Annotated in this window: 24 protein-coding genes and 2 pseudogenes; 5 read left to right on the top strand and 21 right to left on the bottom strand. The window is 46.4% G+C overall.

What is annotated here, in order from left to right; translation table 11 throughout:
• Positions 1-106: 106 nt before the first annotated feature.
• The 4 genes from AC58PQ_RS28575 to AC58PQ_RS28560 all read right to left on the bottom strand — a co-directional run bounded on the left by AC58PQ_RS28575 (position 107) and on the right by AC58PQ_RS28560 (position 1479).
• Positions 107-415, bottom strand: a complete 309-nt coding sequence (locus AC58PQ_RS28575; protein ID WP_497247626.1) for a hypothetical protein — start codon at positions 413-415, stop codon at positions 107-109.
• A gap of 501 nt (positions 416-916) precedes the next feature.
• Positions 917-1141, bottom strand: coding sequence for an immunity 22 family protein (locus AC58PQ_RS28570; protein WP_497247624.1), 225 nt, complete (start codon positions 1139-1141; stop codon positions 917-919).
• A gap of 46 nt (positions 1142-1187) precedes the next feature.
• Positions 1188-1322, bottom strand: a complete 135-nt coding sequence (locus AC58PQ_RS28565; protein ID WP_497247622.1) for a hypothetical protein — start codon at positions 1320-1322, stop codon at positions 1188-1190.
• A 49-nt stretch (positions 1323-1371) separates the two neighbouring features.
• Positions 1372-1479, bottom strand: a complete 108-nt coding sequence (locus tag AC58PQ_RS28560; RefSeq protein WP_497247620.1) for a DUF2716 domain-containing protein — start codon at positions 1477-1479, stop codon at positions 1372-1374.
• Between the two features lie 424 nt (positions 1480-1903).
• Between AC58PQ_RS28560 and AC58PQ_RS28555 the strand changes: the two genes are divergently transcribed.
• A complete protein-coding gene (locus AC58PQ_RS28555; RefSeq protein ID WP_497247618.1) occupies positions 1904-2098 on the top strand; it encodes a hypothetical protein in 195 nt (64 codons plus the stop codon).
• Positions 2099-2496: 398 nt separating this feature from the next.
• On the opposite strand, the gene rarD is transcribed toward AC58PQ_RS28555, so the two are convergent.
• From rarD to AC58PQ_RS28495, 12 genes and pseudogenes are all read right to left on the bottom strand, one after another.
• Positions 2497-3390, bottom strand: a complete 894-nt coding sequence (gene rarD, locus AC58PQ_RS28550) for an EamA family transporter RarD (protein ID WP_497247616.1) — start codon at positions 3388-3390, stop codon at positions 2497-2499.
• A gap of 170 nt (positions 3391-3560) precedes the next feature.
• Positions 3561-4443: pseudogene (locus tag AC58PQ_RS28545) on the bottom strand (carbohydrate ABC transporter permease).
• Between the two features lie 21 nt (positions 4444-4464).
• Positions 4465-5268 (bottom strand): annotated as a pseudogene (locus AC58PQ_RS28540) (carbohydrate ABC transporter permease); the annotation flags it as partial.
• A gap of 193 nt (positions 5269-5461) precedes the next feature.
• Entirely contained in the window at positions 5462-6556 is a 1095-nt protein-coding gene (locus AC58PQ_RS28535) for a nitric oxide synthase oxygenase (protein WP_497247614.1), read from the bottom strand.
• Between the two features lie 15 nt (positions 6557-6571).
• Positions 6572-6904, bottom strand: a complete 333-nt coding sequence (locus AC58PQ_RS28530) for a hypothetical protein (RefSeq protein WP_497247612.1) — start codon at positions 6902-6904, stop codon at positions 6572-6574.
• Positions 6905-6937: 33 nt separating this feature from the next.
• On the bottom strand, positions 6938-7636 hold the full coding sequence (locus AC58PQ_RS28525) for a pirin family protein (RefSeq protein WP_497247610.1): 699 nt from the start codon (positions 7634-7636) through the stop codon (positions 6938-6940).
• A gap of 125 nt (positions 7637-7761) precedes the next feature.
• Positions 7762-8463, bottom strand: a complete 702-nt coding sequence (locus tag AC58PQ_RS28520) for a hypothetical protein (RefSeq protein WP_497247608.1) — start codon at positions 8461-8463, stop codon at positions 7762-7764.
• Between the two features lie 135 nt (positions 8464-8598).
• On the bottom strand, positions 8599-10539 hold the full coding sequence (abc-f, locus tag AC58PQ_RS28515) for a ribosomal protection-like ABC-F family protein (protein ID WP_497247606.1): 1941 nt from the start codon (positions 10537-10539) through the stop codon (positions 8599-8601).
• Between the two features lie 108 nt (positions 10540-10647).
• On the bottom strand, positions 10648-10791 hold the full coding sequence (locus AC58PQ_RS28510; protein WP_497247604.1) for an RAxF-45 family protein: 144 nt from the start codon (positions 10789-10791) through the stop codon (positions 10648-10650).
• Between the two features lie 80 nt (positions 10792-10871).
• Complete coding sequence (locus tag AC58PQ_RS28505; protein ID WP_497247602.1) at positions 10872-11633, bottom strand: TSUP family transporter; 762 nt, start codon at positions 11631-11633, stop codon at positions 10872-10874.
• 183 nt (positions 11634-11816) lie between these two features.
• On the bottom strand, positions 11817-12221 hold the full coding sequence (locus AC58PQ_RS28500; protein ID WP_497247600.1) for a VOC family protein: 405 nt from the start codon (positions 12219-12221) through the stop codon (positions 11817-11819).
• Between the two features lie 75 nt (positions 12222-12296).
• Positions 12297-14060 (bottom strand): glycoside hydrolase family 35 protein, encoded by a 1764-nt coding sequence (locus AC58PQ_RS28495; RefSeq protein WP_497247598.1) that lies wholly within the window; start codon positions 14058-14060, stop codon positions 12297-12299.
• Between the two features lie 120 nt (positions 14061-14180).
• Here AC58PQ_RS28495 and AC58PQ_RS28490 point away from each other — a divergent pair, with 120 nt between their 5' ends.
• Together AC58PQ_RS28490 and AC58PQ_RS28485 are read left to right on the top strand one after the other, a co-directional pair.
• The gene (locus AC58PQ_RS28490; RefSeq protein ID WP_497247596.1) at positions 14181-15158 is read left to right on the top strand and encodes a helix-turn-helix domain-containing protein; all 978 of its coding nucleotides are present in this window, start codon (positions 14181-14183) and stop codon (positions 15156-15158) included.
• Between the two features lie 97 nt (positions 15159-15255).
• Positions 15256-16014 (top strand): GT-D fold domain-containing protein, encoded by a 759-nt coding sequence (locus tag AC58PQ_RS28485; RefSeq protein WP_497247594.1) that lies wholly within the window; start codon positions 15256-15258, stop codon positions 16012-16014.
• Here the strand turns inward: AC58PQ_RS28485 and AC58PQ_RS28480 are convergent.
• The 4 genes from AC58PQ_RS28480 to AC58PQ_RS28465 form a co-directional block, all read right to left on the bottom strand.
• On the bottom strand, positions 16011-17129 hold the full coding sequence (locus AC58PQ_RS28480; protein WP_497247592.1) for a Ger(x)C family spore germination protein: 1119 nt from the start codon (positions 17127-17129) through the stop codon (positions 16011-16013). The two genes, AC58PQ_RS28485 and AC58PQ_RS28480, sit on opposite strands and share 4 nt — an antisense overlap.
• Positions 17126-18199, bottom strand: coding sequence for a GerAB/ArcD/ProY family transporter (locus AC58PQ_RS28475; protein WP_497247590.1), 1074 nt, complete (start codon positions 18197-18199; stop codon positions 17126-17128). Before AC58PQ_RS28475 ends, AC58PQ_RS28480 begins: the two co-directional genes overlap by 4 nt.
• Positions 18196-19623, bottom strand: a complete 1428-nt coding sequence (locus AC58PQ_RS28470) for a spore germination protein (RefSeq protein ID WP_497247588.1) — start codon at positions 19621-19623, stop codon at positions 18196-18198. Before AC58PQ_RS28470 ends, AC58PQ_RS28475 begins: the two co-directional genes overlap by 4 nt.
• 153 nt (positions 19624-19776) lie before the next feature.
• On the bottom strand, positions 19777-20547 hold the full coding sequence (locus AC58PQ_RS28465; RefSeq protein ID WP_497247586.1) for a DeoR/GlpR family DNA-binding transcription regulator: 771 nt from the start codon (positions 20545-20547) through the stop codon (positions 19777-19779).
• A 231-nt stretch (positions 20548-20778) separates the two neighbouring features.
• On the opposite strand from AC58PQ_RS28465, the gene AC58PQ_RS28460 reads away from it, so the two are divergent.
• Positions 20779-21720 carry a metallophosphoesterase family protein gene (locus tag AC58PQ_RS28460; RefSeq protein ID WP_497247584.1) on the top strand — a complete coding sequence of 314 codons (942 nt, stop codon included), beginning with the start codon at positions 20779-20781 and terminating at the stop codon, positions 21718-21720.
• A 35-nt stretch (positions 21721-21755) separates the two neighbouring features.
• On the top strand, positions 21756-22607 hold the full coding sequence (locus AC58PQ_RS28455) for an EamA family transporter (RefSeq protein ID WP_497247628.1): 852 nt from the start codon (positions 21756-21758) through the stop codon (positions 22605-22607).
• Positions 22608-22793: 186 nt separating this feature from the next.
• On the opposite strand, the gene AC58PQ_RS28450 is transcribed toward AC58PQ_RS28455, so the two are convergent.
• Positions 22794-23105: hypothetical protein (locus AC58PQ_RS28450; RefSeq protein ID WP_497247582.1), on the bottom strand; the 312-nt coding region annotated here is incomplete at its 5' end.

Below are 23105 nucleotides of genomic sequence, written 5' to 3'. Positions count from 1 at the left end.
AAAATTTCCAGTACCAACCGAGCTTTTTCCTCTGGGCTGAACTTCCTTCTTGGACCTGTCATACAACTAAGAAACTCCTTTTTTGCTGTCTAGTTTATATGTAGCATTATAGTCCTCCCATTATTAATTCTTCTCCCTGCCATACATACCACATCAATTCTGTTGCCCCATACTTAAGAGAGATATGAAACTGAAATTTTAGAATACCGATCTTATTAACGATTTTGAAAAAACTTTCTTTTTTCTGATATGACGCTTTAACCCCTAATCCTGATAATATGTTTACAACTTCCTCAACACTAAATGCTTCAAACCTTTCATTTAATTCAAATGAAAATCTTGATGATAATTCTCTGTATCTTTCTACAAAATTTATTTCTTGCAATGTGCTTTTTAATACCGACTGTTTCTTCATAGCTACTCTCCTCTAAATCGAATTCCCTCTTCGAAAATCATCACAACAATACAATGCGACACACTCTCCCTTTATGTGTGGTGATTACCTTTTTAGACCCAAAAGTCTATTTCCCCTCACTAATTAACATTTCATAGTTACTATTTCTATTCGGCGATTTACTCAACAAACCTTCCCGTTACTTCAACAGAAAGGCAAACGATCGAGTACCGGCTGCGCTGCGTAAATAAAATCAATATCGGTAAATTGCGTGACGAAGTACTGATGCAAACCATTAATTTCGTCTTATTTATCTGAATAACATATTTTTTTTACACAACTTAAAGACGTTTAGGAGGTGAAAAAAATGTCTAATCAAAACAATAAACGAATTCCCAAAATGTCTCAGAGAACATAAAGGATACAGCAGGGGCTGTATTTCATTCTGTTCATAAAGGGTTAGAAGCAACTGAAAATGCTGCAATGAATGCTGTTGATACAACAACTAACGCAATTAACAATTTAACAAACAATGTAATCAAAATTATAAAGTAGAATTGCTACATTTACTCCAGGTCTGACTAGATTTCCATTAATCTCAATGAATCTTGAAGAAATTACTTCTGAGTATGAGTTTTGAGTAAGTAAGTTTTTAAGATTCAAAATTTCACTTTCAAAAAACGAACATTCAATAAAATCTTCATCGTAGTAGTTTATATCAAAATCCTTACCGAATTTGGATGGCATGATTTCATCGCTCTCGTCGTCTTCAGGATACGGTATCTCTACATAATCATCTAGCATCCAAGAACCATAATTTACATACTGGCATTAATTGCAGAATGATGCGGTGCAATGCTTGCATATCACTACGTTTTGGTTCAGGTTGGCTTGTAATATACTTTTCGATTTGTTCTTGTACGTTCATATAAATGCACCCCTTTTAAATTATTTCTTAATACAACATATTTGTTACTTCATTCCATTATCCTGCCCTTTAGTTGCCAGTCTAAGGCATACAGATATTCATTTGGTTCAGTCACTGCTTTAAGGCATGCAATACATTTTCTCTCTAAATCATCCATGTCATCATCCGTGTAACTAGTTAGTTTAAATGTAATATAAGGCGAAGATAAAACTAAATGAAGGCCAAATCTCTACTATGAACACTGGGTTTAATATTAAAGTGTTCATAAAATTTATCCCATACTAGCCGATAAAGTTCATTTGATAAAGAAACCCAATTGTCCATTTAGCACACCTCGGATATACTCGTCATTTAATGCCCAATTAAATACTATCATACTATGGCAATTTTAATGGGTTTAACTTCCACGCTCTACTCCCTGTTTATTGTGCTATCGTTGAGAAAAGGCAGCCGTTCATTCTGACAGACTTCCCTTAGTGCTCAATAAAGCTATCGTTACCCGGATAGCGTAACGATGATCTTGTTGTGGATAAATTATCATGCATGATATAATTATAAAAAATGGAAAGAAGGGATAAACGATGAACGCAAAAACAAACCTTCGACACCAACGTTTCAACACATTCCATAATAAACATAATCAACGAGTAGCAGAGTTTCATAAACGTCACGCTACTCAAATCGCGAACGGGGATAATGGAAATAGTTTATTAGCGAGATGGGAAAGATTTGTTTATAACAAAGCACTGGATATTTTGAAGATATTTAAAAAATAATTTATTTGAGGCTGTTCACTAAAGTGGAGCAGCCTCTTTCATTTTCTTTTCAAGTTAACCTCCCGTTACTTGAATGCTATCAACCACTAAGTTTAACAGAGCTAATAGACAAGAAAACCCCAACCGTAAAGGTTGAGGGCATTTTTTTATGTATTGAGTTAGGTGGATCTACGCTTACTGGAGGTGACTAGTTACCTTCTTCACCGTTATCTTCTGAGCCTTCTTCTTCGTTTTGATACACGATTTTCTCATCCAGCAACATGCGTGATTCACCTCCTTGGATATGTATGTCCATATTATCGAATAGGGCGGCTTACGCTTGTAAGAAGACTTATGACCGCCCTGCGAAGATTGATGAAAACTTAATGAAATTGTCGAATCGTGTCGGACGCACTCCCTCACGTAAGCGAAACTTCCTCTTTGGCCACGCGTGATAGCTTCATCGTCGCCAGCGCATACACCACAAGTGCACTCCAAATGAATGCAAAGCTAATCATCAACACTGGCGAGAACTTCTCTTTAAACACAAACACGCTAAGAAGCAAAGTGATCGACGGACCGATATACTGAATGAAGCCCAGCATAGATAGCGGCAGTTGTGCCGCAGCTTTGGCAAACCACAGCAGGGGCAACGCGGTCGCTGCACCTGCGAGCAACAGCATGATCAAGGTAAACGGCGGCAAGCTCCAAGCCGCATCCTGCTGAGTTGCTGATAAGTAAATGATATAAGCGAGGGCGATCGGAAACACAACGGCTGTTTCTCCCGCAAGCCCAATCGAGGCATCGTAGGTCACTCTCTTTTTCACTAGGCTATATAAGCCAAAGGTACAAGCTAACGTGAGTGATACCCATGGGAATCGGCCATAATCGATAGTTGCGATTAGTACACCTATTCCGGCTAAGGCAACAGCCAGCCATTGCGCACCTGTCGGTTTCTCTCGCAGGAACAGCACCGCCAGCATAATATTGAAGAGTGGCGTAATGTAATACCCGAGACTCGTCTCGATCACATGCCCATTGTTGACGGCCCAGATGAAGATCAACCAATTGGTGCTGATCAGCAGACTGCTTGCCCCCACTAGAAGTAGTGTCTTTCTATTGGTAATTAGACTCCGAAATTGCTGCCATTTGCCTTTTCCAGCAACAATCAGAATGGTCATGAAAACAAATGACCAAATCACGCGGTGCGACAATATTTCACCAGCCATCAACGACCCGAAGAGCTTCCAATACACAGGCAGCAAACCCCAAGCCATATAAGCAATAATGGCATAGCCAAGACCTTTTTTCATCTTAAAAACCTCACTTCACATACAAGTAACACAATTCTATGCCCCATAAAATTTGTCCAGCGGTTAATAACATTGCTTCATTGTAACACAGCCTGGGCACAACGTCTGTGAACATACGGCAAGCGAAACGCAAAAAAATCCCCGATTTCACGGGGACTCCTTTTACGCGATTATCCTTTAACCGAACCTGCCGCAATTCCTTCAACGATACGGTTACTCAGGAGAATAAACGCAATCATGATAGGCAAAATACTGATCATCAGGGTAGCACCAATCGCTCCCCAATCGGTCGTGTATTGGCCGACGAAATTCTGTACGCCAACGGTTAACGTCTTGTACTTTTCCGAGGAAATGAACGTATTCACGAAAATAAACTCGTTCCAATTGTAGATCATATTAATGATAAACTGCGGTTGATAACACCGATGCCGTCATCGGCAGTGTGATGCTGAAGAAGATCCGATTCACGGAGCACCCGTCCATAACGGCGGCCTCTTCCACTTCACGCGGGAGTGTGTAATAAAAGCCGAGCATAATCATGATCGTAATTGGCAAGTTAAACGCAATGTAGGACAAGATGATCGACAACGGATGATTGGTTAGGTTCATTTTCATAAACATACTGAATAGCGGAATGAGCGTCGAATGCACGGGAATCATCAGCCCCACCATAAACAGTCCAAGCACGAACGATTGCAGCTTCCATTTCATCCGTGTCAATGCGAATGTCACTAAACTGGCCAGCAATACCGTAACCCCAACCGACACTAACGTCATCCACACACTGTTAAAAAAGTAACTGTTAATATGGCCCTGCGTCCAGACCTTCTCGTAATTCTCCCAACGCAGTCTTTCGGGAAATGCCATCGGAGCAAGATTAAAGATTTCCTCATTATTTTTCAAGGAGAACAACATGAGCCACAAGAGCGGGAAAATCTGAATGACGGCGACAATCGATAACACGATATACAAAACGCCATATCCGATCTGTCCAGGCAGCTTGCTTCGCGGCGTTATGGCCTGTGTCTGACGACGGGTGGTTTCGAGTTGCATCGGAATCGGAATCTCCTTTCGTTACGAGTATTGGATATCATCTTTGGAAGCCGTCGCTTTGCGGATTAACCAAGTAGCCACGAGGCAAATCAAGAGCAGGAAGAAGCCAATGGCGCTGGCATAGCCGAAATCATAGCCTTTGAACGCTTTGCGGTACATGTAGGAAGCCATGACTTCACTGGATCCGTTAGGTCCGCCGCCTGTCATCACATAGATCAGGTCAAAATATTTCAGCGATCCGACGACAGCCAGGACGACTGTTACTTTCATAACCTCTGCGATTAACGGAACACGAATGGATATAGCAACGCGCCATGGGCTTGCGCCATCGATACGTGCTGCTTCGATCAGCGAAGTCGGTACATTTTTCAATGCGGCATAATAGATCAAAATATAAAATCCGGCGTACTGCCACAAGATGGGCATAAAAATGGCGTATAAAACAATGGATGGATTGGACAGCCATTCCGGTGTATGCGTGACCCCCAATGACGCTAGGATATGATTCAATACCCCGTTCGTTGGGTGGAATATTTTCAACCATAGTTGAGCGATGGCAACAGAAGAAAGCAGCATAGGGATTAAATAGATTTTACGGAAAAAATTAGCCCCGCGAATATTGGCGGAAAGCACCAATGCGACTAGTAAGTAACCGATCAAAGAGATCGTCGAGAAGATCGCCAGCAAGAACGAATGCTTCGCGCTTCCCCAGAACAATTTATCATGCAGCAGTTCAGCATAATTATGCAAACCGATGAAACTCATTTTGCCTACGCCATCCCACTTCATTAGTCCGTAATAGCCTGTCATCACGATCGGCATATAGCTATAAAGCTGGAATTTCCAGCTTTATAACGGCTCAGCTACCCTATTGGCACCACTTTCCAAAGAGTTTCTTCCCAAGTATTTCCTAAACAGCAAAAAGTCTACCCCCGCCCCACACCATGTGTGCATACGTGAGTAGACTTTTCAACTTGGAGGCCGATTTCCAGAACCGGCAGCCGATCTAACGAATCCACTACTGCTTGTTACTCCTATTACGGTAAAAGAAATTCGGCAGCTTCACTTCGTTCGAATAATGCTGATGAAAAATATGCGTCGTCGCTGGTGAAAGCGGCGGAATCAGCCACGTCCAATCGCCAGTGACGTCGCGTCCGCTCTTCTCCTCGTTGTCCTCGAAGCGTTTGAACTGCCTCGCCGCCGTGTGGTGATCGACGATGGCGACACCTTGCTGCCCAAAAGAATGCAGCACTGCTACATTCAGCTCGACCAGCGCTTTGTCCCGCCATAGGGACACTTCGCGCCGCGTGTCGAGCCCCATGATCGAAGCTACCCGCGGCAGCATGTTGTATCTGGCCTCATCGGCAAAGTTCCGCGCGCCGATTTCCGTTCCCATGTACCACCCGTTAAATGGCGCCGCGGGATAGATCACGCCGCCCATTTCGAGGTACATGTTCGAAACCATCGGCACTGCATACCATTGCAGATTCAGCTCTTTGAAGGTTGGCAGCTCTGGATGCGTGATGGCGACCTCCAAAATCAACGCTTTCGGAATCTCAAACAGCCTTGGCGCTCGTTCTCCCACTTGAAGCATGAGCGGCAGCACATCGAAATGTGTGCCTGCCCCTTGCCAGCCAAGTGCCTGGCATTCCTTCGTGAAAGCCAGTGAAACAGGATCGCCCACGATGCCATCCTCGGTCTCATAACCAGCATAGCGAATCAACTGCTCATTCTTAATCTGGACGACGGACTTCCCATCTCGTGAAGCAGGGAAAATCGTGATGACGGGGCGGATTTTGCCGCCATTCGTCGCTTCTTCAATATGCCTGAAAAGCGCGTCAGCAGCCGCCTCTTCAGTTTCTATATGACGAGCATCGTGTACACGAAGCGACTCCCAGAACAAGCGACCGATGCAGCGGTTGCTGTTGCGCCAAGCCATTTTCGCACCATGCGTCAGCTCTTCAATCGTGTGCTCATACTCGCCTTTATACTGAATCGCTTGCGTGATTTCGGCAATACGGGCGTCGATTTGTGCCTGACTTTTGCCTAATTCGGTGTAGCATTCTTGTATAAAGGGTATTGCTTTCTCTAGTTGTTGGTCCTGAACTTTCATGGGTATAGCTCCTTATCACTTCGCACTAAATTGGTCGGGAATATAGCTGATATGGGAGGTTGCGACGATCGTTAGCTCGCCCTTGTCGTCATCCGTATACTGAACGGCATCATCACCGACGTAGAACCATAATTTCCGTGTAGGCTCATTCTCAAACTCTTGGAAAATAAATACGTTCAATTCATCTTTCCATTTCAAAATCTCCGCAACCCGCTCTGGCTGATCGATCTGAACGCTGAACACCCATTGTTCGCCTTGCTGCTCCCATTTGTAGGGGACGGGGTGCTTGCTGGTATCGATAAATGCACGACCGCCAACCGAATGCTTCACCAAAAAAGTTTCCTTCATCGCTGCAACCTCCTCTATCGCTCCGATTTCGCCTTATGGCAGATCGATTAGCATGAAATGTGTATCTTCCAGTGCACGAATGGTCAATGTTGACTCCGCTTGCATACGCGCACTATCCTTCGCTTCCAGTACCGCATCATTAGCAGTGCATTTCCCGCTTACCAGCATGAGAAAAATCCGGCGGTTCTCGCCTTGCTCGAACTGAAGCTCTTTCCCCGCATCCAGCTTACTGAGGAAAATGCTCATGTCTTGATGGATTTTCGCGATGTGCGGCCCACCCTCAGGTGTTACGACCGGCAAAAGATGGTTTACCATCGCCTCCGGCTCATACGTCACATTTTCAAAAGAAGGCTCCATACCTCGTTTCGCTGGCATAAACCACAGTTGAAATAAACTCATCGGCTCCGTTTCCGATGCATTATATTCGGCATGAATGACGCCGCTGCCTGCGGACATCCGCTGTACACCATTCGCTGCTGTTACGGCCACATGGCCGAGGCTATCTTCATGCTTAATCGCTCCGCTGAGCACGATGCTGACAATCTCCATATCACTATGGGGATGTGGGCCAAAGCCCCGCCCTGCTGCGATATCATCGTCATTACAAACACGCATCACACCGAAGCTAACATTCTCTTCATCAAAATAATCGCCGAATGAGAAGCTTTTGTGGCTCTTGAGCCACCCCATATCGGTTGAATTACGCGTGTTGGCAGGGAAAACTTGTATCACAGCAATCGCCTCCTTCTATAAGTACCTCTAGCTTATCATACTGGGGTTCCTAACTTCCATGTCAGATCAGTGGCGAAACGAAGCCAGTTGTGTGACGTTTGCTACCCCTGAGGGTCTATTCGTATCTAATTCGTCCGTTCAATGAATCGGACTTGTGTTTGATCCACCTGGTTATGATCTGAGCGAATGTTGGTCAACTGTATAACACCTTGTTCCGGTGTGTAAGTCGTATTTGCATCGCCTCCGATCCAAGTAGAACAATCCAGAAATTGAACGACTTTTCCATTCAACATAAAAATGAGAAGACTGCTGCTTTCGTCAGATAAGCGTAAAGAATTTTTTGTCCACGTGTACCCTATTCGTTCATTGATTTGGGTATATGTTGTATAAGGACCGAACAGTAATAGCTTATCCCATGCAAAATTCGTTAGTTCTTTTATATTCGTCGTAGTCGTTATCCCATTGCCTTGAATCGAATGGAGATGTGCACGGAAATTATCAGCAAGAATTTGATGTTGAACTGGATCGACTTTATTCTTCTGTTGGTCAATAAGTTTACTCATCGACTGACCTGTAGGAATTGCCAATAGGATTGCGAGAGTAATCATCCATCGTATTGTATGCGCTTGACGAAGAGCTAACAAACGAAGAAGTGCATAAGTAGCAGCTAGTGCTATGATAAAAGGCAGTAGAGTCATCGTTAAACTTATGAGGTCAAAACCATTCCCCGAAATATCTAACAACTGATTCACAATGCCATAAGCAGAATAGTATAGGATCGTTAACACAACCCAGGTCATTCCGATAACTAATTTGTTCCTTTGCATGTTCTAACCCCGTTTCAATAGAAGATTATTCCATTATTGCATAAATCAATTCCCAGTTATATCCTTTTTTTCGATTTGGCAGGTACAAGAAAGAGTCCTCACTATTGAAGTGAGAACTCCTGTTGTAGATAGCATTTATCCCTCGAATTGCATCCACTGCTCATACAGCGCATCCAACTGTCCCTGCACACCTTCCCGCTTCTCCCAAAACTCCGCAAGCTCCGCCGGTTTCAGCGTTTCGCTTTCTTGCTGCAGCTGGTGATCCAACACCGCCAACTCCGCTTCTGCGCTCGCGATCCCCTTTTCCATAGCTGCTTTCCCAGACGCCGCCGCTGTCTTGCCCCGCTTTGCCCCGGTATCCACGGGCTGTTTCACTTTCACTTTCACTTTCGCCTTATCCGCAGCGAACAGGCGTTCCTCTGCTTCGAGCTCTTCCCGCGCGCGAAGCTCCCCGCTCTTTTCTTTATAAGCATCAAAATCACCTACATACACGGTGATCTTCCCTTTGTCTAACTCCCATATTTTGCGTGCGAGCCGATTCATAAAATATCGATCATGCGTCACCGCCAGCACCGTGCCGGGGAATTCCTCGAGCGCATCCTCCAACGCTTCACGCGAAGCGATGTCCATGTGATTCGTCGGCTCATCCAGAATGAGCAGGTTCGGCTTGCGCAGTACGAGCAGGGCTAACCGTAATCGCGTCCACTCGCCGCCAGACAAGGAGCTCACCGATTTGAACACATCCGCGCCATAAAATAAGTAGGCCGCGAGTCGCCCTCGCGCTTCCCCCTCTTCCAGCTTCGCTTCTTCGCAGAAATAAGCCAATACGGATTTCTTATCATCCGCCGGATACGCTTGCTGCGCCAGATAGCCGATGTCGACGCGAGCCCCCAGCTCGAGTGCCCCGCCATCTGGCTGCACTTCACCGAGCAGCATTTTCAGCAGGGTGGTCTTCCCTGAGCCGTTATGCCCGACAAGCATAACCTTTTCGCCGTATTCGAGCGCACCACCCGCTTGCTGCAACAGTACCTTATCACCGTATCGCTTCGTGACATTCTCAAAGCGCAGTACCCTCCGACCGGAACGGTCCTCCGGCTTCAAATCAAAATCAGCCGCCTTCGGATCCAGCACGGGACGCTTGAGCTTTTCCATCCGATCCAGCGCCTTCTGCATGGAGAACGCCCGGCGGAAAAACTTCTCATTCCCGCCGATCCGTCCCCATTCGATCAGCTGCTTGATCGTCTCTTTCATCTTTCTGATTACCTTCTGCTGCTCTTGGTACTCCGCAAACTGCTGAAGAAGTCGTACTTCCTTTTCCTTCACATAACCCGAATAAGAAGTGTGATACGTTGTAGTTTCACCGTCTTCCAAATCCACAATTTTCGTGACGACGAGGTCCAGAAAATAACGGTCATGAGAGACGATGATACACGCGCCATCGTAATGCTTGAGATAATCTTCCAGCCACTCCACGCCGGACAAATCCAGATGATTCGTCGGCTCATCGAGCAGCAATACGTCTGGTTTGCCGATTAACTGCGAAGCTAACGTGATCTTCGTCTTCTCTCCCCCCGACAAGGTGGTAAAGCTTCGCTCGTAAAATGACTTGGCGATATGGAGTCCATTCGCCACCTGATCGATGCGGGCATCCAGCTCGTAGCCGCCTTCTCGCTCGAATCGTTCTTGCAGCTGAGCGTATCGCTTCAACAATTGCTCCAGCTGGTTCTCGTCGTTCATCACCGATGGACTCGACATTTGCGCTTCGAGCTCCCGCATATTCGCCCTGCACGCAAGCAGCTCCTGGAAGCTAGCAGCCAGCACATCATACACCGTAAAGCTTTCCCAAGCGGTTGGGATTTGGGCCAAATACCCAATCCCTGTATCTTTGCGCACCGTCAATTGCCCCTCATCGGGCTTCTCCATCTTGGAAATAAGGCGCAGCAGTGTTGATTTCCCACTGCCATTGCGACCCACAAGTCCGACACGCTCCCCTTGATGAATTTCAAACGTAACATCCTCGAGCACCAGCTGGGCACCGTGGTATTTTTTTATATTTTGGCCATTAACAATTAACATAGTAAAGGATCCTCCTTGGTTATGAAGACAGACCCTGACCTGAACGTAGCTACCACAAAAAGGCCGCAGGAAAAATTCCTACGACCTTTCGGATGGTTCCGTTGAGGGTTAAGGTAGGCGTCTTTTCGTGAGTTGGTAAACCGTATGCGCATAAGTGGACAGACCTCTCGCGTCTATGACTTCTGCATGAACGATGCCAGCCATCGCAATGGGTAACTGGCTCACACGGTTGTTTACGAACTCTCGATTCATCCTACCTTCACCTCCTTCAATGTACACGCTAGCCAAAATAATATCATAACCATCGGTCAATTCGCAATAGATAACTTCCCCTACAGCAAACTCCATATCTGCTTACCTACAAGCAGAACACATACTGTGATAAAAAGCGGTCGCACATACGCCGAGCCTTTGCGAATCGCCATGCGCGAGCCGAGAAATGCGCCGCAAGCCATAGCAAGTCCCATGGGGATACCGACTTTGTAATGCACGGAACCCACTACGATGAACGTCCCCAAACTTGCGATATTGCTGCCGAAATTGAGGAGTTTGGCATTTCCTGCTGCTTTGACGAAATCGAATCCTACCATGAGGAAAACGAAGATTAGAAAAGAGCCCGTTCCCGGCCCAAAGAACCCATCATAAAAGCCTAGAACGAAAGCCGCGCACCCCATCAAAAAAGCCGTTCTCGCGGAGTATTGGCTGAAGGTCGAGATGTCACCCCAATTTTTACGGAATATCGTGTAGATCGTAATCAGAATGAGCATAACAACAACGAGTGGCTTCAAGAAGTCAGAAGGAATTTGCTGCAAAACAAATGTCCCGCATACCGCGCCAGATAAGGAAAGCACGAATAGTACGCGAACCGCTTTCAGATCAACATTTCCTGATCGCATAAAAGATAAGGTGCTTGTCAGCGATCCCATGCTGCTCGCCAATTTATTCGTCCCCAGCGCCACCGCAGGAGGCATGCCCGTTGCAAGCAGAACTGGCACCGAAATGAGCCCTCCGCCTCCGACAACGGAATCTATAAATGCAGCCAAAAAGCCGCCGATGATAACGAACATCATCATTTCCCAACTCAAGTGCAACATAATGTAAGTTAACTCCTCTTGTGTGTTTATAAGTATGGATTATCCAACACCTATTTTCGCACGATGCACCCGTTCAAGCAAGAATTTACCTTTGGTAAATTTAGAGCTGTTTGATTGAATTATGAAAAGGCCACCGATCTTCTCGGCAGCCTTAACGCGTTTCTACAAGTATGATGGTCGGGATTAACCCACTTTCGGCTCGGCCGTAATCATCCATGTGACACCGAATTGGTCTACAAGTTCTCCGTAGAACAAGCCAAAGGGTTGTTGTGCGATTGGGTATTTCACATTACCGCCTACTGCAAGCTTCGCGAATGCATCGCTAGCTTCATCTTCTGTGTTGTAAGCTATACTAAGTGAAATACCAGGCCCTCTCGTGAACGGTTCAAATGAATCCGACATAAAGATGGCATTCCCTCCAGCAACAACCATACTTAAATGCATGACTTTGTCCTTATACTGATGTTGTGCCCCCATTAACTGTTCATGCGTCATGACGGACAAGATCTCACCACCGAGCACTTCTATGTAAAATGCTGCCTGCGATCTCGCATCCTCTGTTGAGAGGTAAGGTGTCAATTTACCCATTTTAAACATCCTCCCCTTTGTGTAGTAGAATTGTTTAAAATTATCTTATCATATGTAGCACAAGAAAGTGGCAAATCACCCTAAGTCTGGCGCATCGGTCAGCTCCACAACTAGCTTCTCGGCATGATGCAGCTCCAGCACGATGAGCTCGTTACGCCCTTTTTTGAGCAAAGGAGCTGGCACATACAGCGTGCGTTGTGGCCCTTTTTCCCAGTAACGGCCTAGGTTGAAGCCATTGATCCACACAATCCCTTTCGACCAACCCGCTAGTTTGACGAACGTATCCCCTGTCTCTTCAACGGTAAACTCCCCGCGATAAAGAGCTGGGCGATCATCCCGCACTTTCCTTTCTTCCGCTGCGCGCTCGAATGGAATCGTTGCTAGATTGTCTAGTGGGAGTGGATATATCGTCCAACCAAATAAGAATTGATTGTTCATCCGCACGCCCTCTGTGATTCCCTTACAATCTCTGAGCTTCGGCCCATAGTTAACGCGCCCCATGTTCTCGACCACAATCTCCAGCTTCGCTCCCTCAGCAGGAATGTCCATCTGGAGTGGACGTGCATCCCATCGTTCCACCGTACCTTGATAGACACCATTCAAGAAAACCTGCGCCCGATCATGAACCTCTTGCAGGTGAAGGCTTTCACCAGTACGTGGTCCTGATATGTGTGTCGCATACACGATGAATCCGTAATCTTGCCCGAGCTGTTCCATAGGTACTGGAGAGATATGCTCAACAGGGTTAGCTAAATAAGAAAGATGATCAAGCAGATCTGCCTGCTCCGTCATTGCGATATGACCATAGCTTTTCTTCGCTATGGGTTCTGGCAATGCAGGAAGCTCCGCTTCCGTTTTGCCCAAATAATTAGCAATCACTTTGCGAACGGCACGATATTTCTCCGTCACATCCCCGCATTCCGATAACGGTGAATCGTAATCGTAGCTGGTGATCGTCGCTTCATATTTCTCTCCATAATTGGCTCCGTTATAGAACCCGAAGTTCGTTCCACCGTGGAACATATAGAAGTTCACCGATGCACCAAGGCGAAGCATGCGGTCGAAGACATCCGCTACATCGCCCGCATCCCGCGTGTGATGCGGCTTCAACCAATGATCAAACCATCCATTCCAGTACTCCATGCAGAAGAGTGGTTCATCCGCGCGATATTGGCGGAATTTCTCGAAAGCCTCTTCCGGCTGTGATCCGAAATTGACAGTCGCAAGCGTTCCTGGGACCGTTCCACCTTGCAGCATCCCATCCTCCGGACCATCCGATGTAAACAGCAGAACATCCACACCTCGACTGATCAATCCATCTCGCAGATAGGTTAAGTACGCGGTATCATTCCCATAACTGCCATACTCATTCTCGATTTGCATCGCTAGGATCGGCCCGCCATTGGTGCTTAGAAGCGGTGTTAAACGAGGAATTAATTCATCGTAGTAGTTATCTACTTTTTGCAAATACATCGCATCCATACAACGCAGCTTCATAGCCGGATACTGCAGCAGCCACGCCGGTAATCCCCCGAATTCCCACTCCGCACAAATGTAGGGGCTAGGCCGCACGATCACATGCAGACCGAGACTGCCTGCAAGCTGGATAAATTTTTCGACGTCTGCAAGTCCGCTAAAGTTGAATTCTTTTTCCTTCGGCTCATGCAAATTCCAAGGCACATACGTCTCCACGGTGTTAAACCCGCAGGCTTTCAGCTTCAACAACCGATCTTCCCAGTACTCCGGTACCACGCGGAAATAGTGAATAGCTCCCGACAACATTTGAAATGGCTTGCCATCTAATAGAAATTGCTTATTTTCAGCTGCTAAAATAGCCACGGTCATCCCTCCGAATTATGCGTATAAGTGGTGTTTACTCCTCTCATCATCGCTGATTCGGCCCTATCTTCTCAACCTCCAAATGGAGCATGTTCTATACCAAATGTGCCGATAAATGATATGATGAAACTAACCTTTAACACGAAAGCGAATGTGAATCCGACAATGGTAGATGTTTATCGATTCCCCAACCTAGTAAATACCCTGCAGGTGGTAGGCTGCCATTTCGGCTTGCAACTTCCAGGCTGGCACTACCCAAGGCATCATCACCACTTGTTTGAGTTGCTATACTGCTCGGAGGGTGAGGTTGTTCAAGAAATGAATCGCGATGTGATTACGATGCGGGCGGGTGACTGGCTGCTGATCAAATCCGGTATCAGGCATGGGTCTGCCAATACCGGCATGGTGCCCTATGGGTATTTCAATGTACATTTTGATCTCGATGATACGGAGATTCGCAGTCTGCTCGCCTCCGCCGCTTATCGGCATATCCCTCGTAGGCAAGCTGAACAAAGCAAGCTTATGTTCTATGTAAGTGAGCTTGAGGATGTCATGCAACGTAACCGCTCTGCAGAGACAATTGATCTGCAGGATCAAGAACGGCAGCTTCCGCTGCGCTTCGAAGATAAGCTGCTACTGCAATCGTATACCCTGCTCATCCTGCATGATGTGCTGCATTTGCTGCGTCAGCAGGAGCAGACTGCCCTGAAGCAATCGAAGCAAGCCATGCAGCCTGCAAAGGACCCTAGCAGGGATGCCACCTTGTTCACCACAGATATCGCTCACGCGATCGAAGAAAAGCTTTCGCTCGGCCTCGGCGATGAAGCCTCTGTTGCAGGGATTGCAAAGGAGCTGAACCTAAGCCGCAGCCAGTGCACGAAGCTATTCGCCAAGGTGTACGGTCTATCGCCGCGTCAGTATGTCAGCCAGATGAAGCTGAAGCTGGCCAAGGAGCTGCTCGTCACAACGCATATGTCGATGACAGATATTGCGGAGAAGCTTGGCTTCCAATCTGCCAGCCACTTCTCGCGGCAATTTCGTCGTTGGACGGGCCAGTCGCCAAGTGAATTTAGGCCCAAGCATCATGCTATGAAATAAGCTTTTTCATTTCGTGTCGTTCGACAAAATAGGTGCACCCCGTTTCGGAACAATCATAGAATAGCATGGTTAGTCTTGAAAAAGAGGTGTATTTGAAATGATAGTTAACGAAGTTAAACGAAGAAAAATCATCGAAGCACGCTATGGTCGAAAGACGGTCGGGCCCCATTACGTTTACAAGCGATTGTTACAATCGATTCGGTTGCGCAAACCCATTTCCATCATTCGGATCGGGGATGTGGTGGCCAAACTTCTCGCACGCAGAGAGATCCAATCGTTGAATGAAGTGTCAGCGTTTCTAGGCATTGATCTGCCTCCCTCTCGTAAAATGATGAAGGAATTGCATCAATCGGTCCGAGATGCTGATATTGTTGGTGTATCGCACTTTGGGCCTAGCATTCCACATATTCAATTGTTCATGAGGAAATCCGGCTGGCAGCCTTCTGTCATGACGGATGCATTTATCAACGATCAACTGTACGAAAAGGGATACTTGCAGCGCTTGATCCGCGACCATCGTGTAGCTCTCGTTGGCAGAGCCGCTCCAATGGCTGCCAAACAACTACGGAATAAGGGTATACACGTTGTTATGACCATCCCCCTCAATCACTATAAAGAAATCGACTCGGCGATGCACAAGCTGAGCAAACACCGAAAAGACATCGATCTTGTTCTGGTCGGCGCCAGCGTTCCAGGGAGAATTATGGTCCCCCAAATCGCCAAACGTATCGGCATCTCTGCCATTGAAATCGGCCATATGATGGACGCGTTTTCCGATCCAAAAGCGTGGTCCCAGACACGGGAAAACCGTCAGAAATTCAAGTTCAGGTGGATGCAGAAGCTGAAAAAAAACTAATTAATAATCCCGTGAGCGATAATGCTCACTTTCATAGAAACTTTGAAATTCGCCTTCGGATAGTCGGTCTCCCAGTCCATCTTTTTCCACTCATTCGGATAAAAAGCCATCACATCCCGCGCGATGCCCAAGGCGTCGGAATTTGCCTGTTGAAGCAGCTTGCAAATTTCATTGCCTTCATCCGTTAGTATCTCGGAGAATCGCTTATTCAATTGTTCGATCTTTTGCTTATCTGCTAGGTCTTCCTTGGCATATTCAATGACTCTGCCCTTCATACTCAGGCCCAGCTGAATCTGCACTTGCCCCTCCGCGTCAACCCAAACCTCTTTATCCCGTTTTACATTCGAAATGTTAAGGGCTAAATAATCGGAGGGTTCATCCTTCTCACTGGAAGATTCCTCCTCTATATCCCTTGTGATCACGCAGATGTCACCTTTCTCTCCGTTCATTAATAAATACAACATGGATTGTTCCGGCGTTAATGAATAGCCTGTATATTGGCGAGCATGCATAAGAGCCAAGCCGTCAACCACAGCTTTATTGGACTCCTTCCTCAGAATCGGAAGCGCGGGATCTCGCCCTGAATCATGCAGCGTGGGAAAGAGTGAGTGCAGCGTCACTGATGGAATCATCGTTTCATAGCTGGCACTTTTAAGGATTTTCCGCAAGTATTCACCTGCCGTTGCAGACCCAATACGATCGAGACGAATTAAGTCGCCAGCTTTCCCGCGAACAATCGCTACTTTTGCAAGCATAGGAACATTTGAACTCCGAAAGGAAGCGTCCAGCATTTGCGCTAAATCTTTTCTTGCCAGCTTCTCTCCGATCAGCATGACTTGATTTTTGGAAGTACCTATGGGGCCAGCAATTTGCAATCCAATTTTTTTAAATAATGCATCTTGCAGCGTAGGTCCCGATGCGCTTATTACCTCATGGACTGGTGCCGTTCGTTCCTTCCCCCCAGGAGATTGAATAGTCACGGTAGTGACGATCTCATTTTGATCGTTGGTATCAATCGAGGCTGCATAGATGAGTTGTAGGTTTTTGAGTTCATTTCGATAGTTGCATCCCGAAAGTAACAGGAAGCTAAGGCATCCGATCGCAAGCTTTCTCATACCGGCGGCATCCGCCCCCTTCCCCCTCTAAGCCAAGCTAACATTAAGAGCACGATCGGAATTCCGAGAATGATAAAGCTATCATATTGGGTGAATTGCTCTAAGATTTGGACTCGATTCTCCGATCGCCAGAATATCCCCGTTATACAGACAAGCGGGACAAGATAATAAATGGCTTTTTTGTGCTCATTGTGATGAAATAATAACCCTAATCCTTTACCTGCGCTATAGAGGCAACTGATCTGTGTTGACGTCACTTTGACCAGCCAGATGGAAAGAAAAAGCAGATCCAAGCGTTCAAGAAACGGCAGGGATATCCCATTGAGATAGTACGGCACGGGTTGTGGAATGAAACGAAGTGATTCGGGGCTGAAATTTAGATAACAGACGAGAACCATGATCAAAAAGAAGACGGTTGCCACTCCATTTGCCCACAGAATGGGGGGGATCAAGCTCTTTCCTTTGGCCTGAATATCGGAATTCAGCACTAACAACACTTCAAAACCCAAAAAGGAGAGTAAAGAGCTTTTTACCCCCAACAAAATGGCGTGGAACCCGCCTTGCCCAACAGGCAGTAGATAGCGGTAATCGATCGTGCTAAAGTTCGTCATCATGATCCCCAGCATCACAATAACCAATAGGGTAATTAACGCATTGTAACGGGCAATAATCCGAATATTCTCCTTAGCCATATATAGGCAAACGATACAATTCGCAACGATGATGAGTCCGGGGTTCGTGTGAGGTAATATCCATAATTCTACGAACATCATTTCCATTATTAAAATCAAGCAGCTCGTACAAGTAAAATGTAAGATGTACACCACGTTGAGCACATTCCCGAGCCATTTGCCCACTATGAGAGGTGTGAATTGATACAGATTTTGATTTGGAAATCTTTTACACAACATCGCGTAACCCACCAGTAGGAGCTGAACAACAGCTCCAGCCACAAGAACAGAAATCCACCCATCTGCACCCGCAGCCTTATGCAAATCATAAGGGAAGGAAAGCACAGCGATACCAATCTGCGTTTGCAAAATAAATGCAAATAATTGAACCCTAGTCATGATGCCCTCCGATCAGACGCTTTACTGCCGAAGATTCGTTTGGGCAGCTGAACAAGCGTAGTCAGAATGCGTCTGGGTTTAAACGGAGTAAACGGATAGAAATAAGGCACACCAAACGTTTCGAGTTTACTTAGATGCATGAACAAGAGACAGAAGCTAAAGGCGATACCCGCAAAACCAAGCAGCGCGGAAGCAATCATGATGGGGAATGAGATGAGCCGAATAGCAAGGCGCATTTCATGTGATGGCACACTGAAAGAAGCGACGGCTGTCAATGAAATGACAACAATCATCGTCGTTGAAACCAAATTTGCATTAACGACTTCACTTCCAATCACGAGACCTCCGACGATAGACAGCGTTGATGCGATCGATTTAGGCAGTCTAATTGCAGCTTCTCTTAGAAGCTCTAACACGGTAATCATGAACATCGCTTCCATGAGCGGATTGAATGGGATATTTTCCAATGAGGCCTTTAACGAAAACACTAAGTCAATCGGCAGCACATCAAAATGATTGGAAACAATGGATATGTACACCGAAGGAAGTGCAATGCCGATCATGACGCTGGCTAACCGAAGAAAACGAAAAAAAGTCCCGTTCCACCACCTGACATTAAAGTCGTCTGCAGCCTGAAAGAACGTAAAGAACGTCACTGGCAGAATGGTCGCGAACGAGCTTCCGTCAACTAGTAGTGCTATTCGTCCTTCCATTAAATGCGACACGGTCGTGTCGGGTCTTTCGGTAAGAAGCAATTGTGGAAATGGCGACAGATGGCTGCTTTCCAATCGATCGGTAATTTGTCCAGACGATTTAATGAAGGTCGCCTGATTCGTGAGCAGATTGGCGATAATCTCATCGACAACCGTCATGTCGGCGATATCACACATATATAACAGCTTTACGTTCGTCGGGCTTTCGGAACCTACTGTAAAATGCCGTTCAACGAGGTTCACATTCTTCAACCGTTGGTGGATCAATTGTCCATTGATATACACGTCATCCACAAATCCGACATGTGATCCGCGAATCGTTTGTTCATTTTGTGGTTCGCCCACGCTGTTCGCGACTCTTGCGCTTGCATCGACCAACATAATATCCATTCGTTGTTGCAGCAGAATAGCACATTTGCCCTGAAGCATTCCTGCCGCTGCTGACTTCAAATCGGTGACAAGCTCAATTTCTAAAATCGGAAGTATATCTTCTAGACGGCCTTCCCCAGATTGCAGCAATGGTTTGAGAATTTCCGCTTGCAGCTTATCTGTATCTGTAATTGTAGACAGATAGAGGAGGCTCCCTTGTAAGCCTTGCAAGGTAAATTTCCTGGATCGCAAATCATCGGAAGAATGAAAGAGCTGGAAAAGTTTACGTATATTCGTCTCGATCTCTTCCGAGATGTGAAATGAATCCTGATCCGTTTCCATACCATGCCCTCCCGCCCTGCTACATTTCCGTTAGTATTTACCAGTTGGTCGAGATTATCCAAATACATCCATACAGACATGAAACAAACATAAGAAAACGCCTCCTCATCGCTAAGGAAGCGTAACTTTTCCAGATATAGGATGACTACTTAATTATTCGCTAATTCGCACCTCAATGCTAAGCGCCTCCATCGTATCCACCCATTCCTTCGGGCAACCTGGATCTGTGATCAGCATGGAGATTTCCTCCAGCTTGGCAACTCTTGCGAACGTAGATAGTCCGAATTTGCTGTGGTCTGCAACCAAAATCGTTTCTTCGGCCCGCTGCATCATTTTCCGTGAAATGACGGCTTCCGCTAAATGAAAATCAGTAATACCATCGTGCAGAGAAATGCCGCCAGCGGAAATAAACGCTTTGTTCACCTTAAACTGATCGAGCAGCTGATCTGTAAGGGAACCTGTCGCGGCTCGGCACTCCTGGCTTACCTCTCCGCCTGCGAAAATAATTCTCCCCCGGAATGTTTCCATCGCCAGATTGAGGATCGGGATCGAATTGGTAATGAGCGTAACATTCGTCTTATCTTTCAAAAAGGGGACGATTTCGATCGTCGTTGTGCCGTTATCCAGCATGATCGTTTCACCATCTTGAACGAGTGAGGCTGCCAGCTTACCGATGGCCGCTTTCTCTGGCTTCATCATTTGCACGCGGTTTAGAAAGGGCGGCTCGACCAGCTCCATCCGCATTTTGACAGCTCCCCCGTACACCTTACGCAGCTTGCCTTCCTTCTCCAAACGATCCAAATCGCGTCGAATAGTTTCCGTCGAAACCGTCAACAATTCCGATAGGTGATGGACCTGAACTTTCCCTTCCAGCTCCAAATGATTCAGAATCGTCATCCTGCGATCTTCGTATGTTAATGACATAATAGCCTCCTGCCATGACCGATTATTTGTATATGATGTTGTTTTGTGTTGTTTTCATTAGTGTAGAGGTTAGTGCTAGGTGTGTCAATCAGCGTACATCAGCCCCCCGTCTCCCCGAAATTTGTCCGTTGACAGCTTTGCCTGAACGGGTATACAATTGTCAACAAACAACAACATTTATATTAAAATCAACATGATTCCACATTCGATTATATATAGGGGGCTATGAACATGCTCAAGCAGCATCCACTCACATTTCGTGAGGATCGCACTTTTACAATCACGCAATTTACAGATTTGCACTGGATCGATGGCAGAAATGAGGATCAACGAACCCTCCGTCTGATGGAGGAAGTACTTGATGCCGAGCAACCTGATCTGGTCGTTTTTACCGGTGATGTTATTTATACGGGACCTGTTTCAGAGGGTGAACAGCGCTGTGAACACCCACACCAAGCATTCCGTGATGCGGTTCAAGCTGTGGAAGTTCGCCATATTCCATGGGCTGTGGTATTCGGTAATCATGACACCGAAGCCTTCATTACAAGAGATGAGCTCATGGACACTATCCTCGAGTCTCCTTACAATTTGACACAACCTGGTCCTGCCGACATTAGCGGGGTTGGCAATTGCCGCTTATCCATCTGTACTCGTGATGGGCACAAGGCTGCGAACTTATACTTTTTTGATTCGGGCAGCCATTCCACAATCTCACACGTTCAAGGCTATGACTGGATTCGTAGCAATCAAATCAACTGGTACACCGAACAAGCACGCAAGGAGCAGGGCGAACTACCTGCACTCGCTTTTTTCCATATCCCGCTTCCGGAGTATCAGCAGGTATGGGAGCGTGCAACATGCTACGGGAACAAGCACGAAAATGTTTGCTGCGCTCCTGTGAATTCGGGTCTTTTTGCAGCCATGGTTGAAATGGGCGATGTCATCGGAACCTTCTGCGGTCATGATCACATCAACGATTACTGGGGCGAACTGCATGGGATTCGACTTTGCTATGGCAGAGCGACAGGCTACAATACGTATGGCAAAGAAGGCTTTTACCGTGGTGCGAGGATGATCCGACTACGTCAGGATGAGCGCACGTTCGAGACTTGGCTGCGACTTGCAGACGGCACTGTCATCCGTGATCAACCTGAACACCTACCAACGCTGTAACCTAACCTACGTTTGGAGCTGATCACGTGTTTACGATGTCAATTTTACTTGTAATTGCCTCAGGACTTGCTCACGCCATTTGGAGCTTGTTTACCAAAAGCAGCCTGAACAAAAGCGTTTTCCTATGGTCCATCATCATGGTCACCACCGTACTCCTTCTTCCTTATTTGATTCGAGAATTATGGCTTCATCCATTATCCTTATCTGCTTACGGCCTTCTCCTGTTATCCGCTTGTTTACAGGCCGTTTATGCGCTCTTACTGTCTCGGACCTATACGATGGGAGATCTGTCGCAGATTTATCCGATTATGAGAGGCACCAACACCTTACTCATTCCGATTGTCGCCGTCCTATTTCTGCGCGAATCTTTATCCCTCTATGGATGGTTAGGTCTTCTTTGTATGGTCATCGGCTTCATTTCACTTAGCGGTATCTTCAGTGGCTTCCGAGCTGGAACGCTGGCTACTGGATCCGTTAAACCCTTTCTAATGGCTCTTAGTGTGGGCCTCTGCACGACTTGCTACGTACTTGTCGATAAGCTGAATCTCGCACACATCTCGCCTATCGCCTTATTAGAGGTAACCAATATCGGATTCGTCTCGGGACTCACGCCGATTGTTATTGCATCCAAACAACTTCGTATGGAGTGGAAAATCAACTTCAAGATGATTGGTCTCGGCGCTATTCTCAATCCCGTGTCATACTTGTTATTCCTCTTCGCCATGAAATACGCTCCTGTTGCCCATATCTCTCCGTTGCGCGAAATTGGGACTGTCTTTGCCACGATATTGGGCATTGTCGTGCTCAAGGAAAAGCAAGGCACCTTGCGGATTTTTTGCTCCATTCTTATATTGATTGGCATTCTGATGATTAGTTTGTGGGGATAGGGTTAGACATTCGCAGGAATAGTAACACCCGATCCGCACAAATGCTTCCTACAGCAACTTCCCCTATATCTATACCCATCCCACGCTCACCACACAGAAAAAACCGCCTAGGCATTACGCTCAGACGGTTCTTCTTGTTTGTGGAATGATCATATAGTGATGGAAAACATCACTACAGATGACAAACTAGCTGGCACTTGCTCTGTAGTGATGAAAAACAACCTTACAACTGCCAACTCGACTCGAAATCGCCGAAATCCCTGCTGTAGTGATGAGAATCATCACTACAGATGACAAACTAGCTGGCACTTGCTCTGTAGTGATGAAAACACCCTTACAGCCGCCAATGCGACTCGAAATCGCCGAAATTCCTGCTGTAGTGATGAGAATCATCACTACAGATGACAAACTAGCTGGCTCTTGCTCTGTAGTGATGAAAAACACCCTTACAGCTGCCAACGCGACTCGAAATCGCCGAAATTCCTGCTGTAGTGATGA

This window comes from Paenibacillus sp. J22P143, from assembly GCF_059692035.1.
This window is presented reverse-complemented; position numbering and strand designations above follow the sequence as displayed.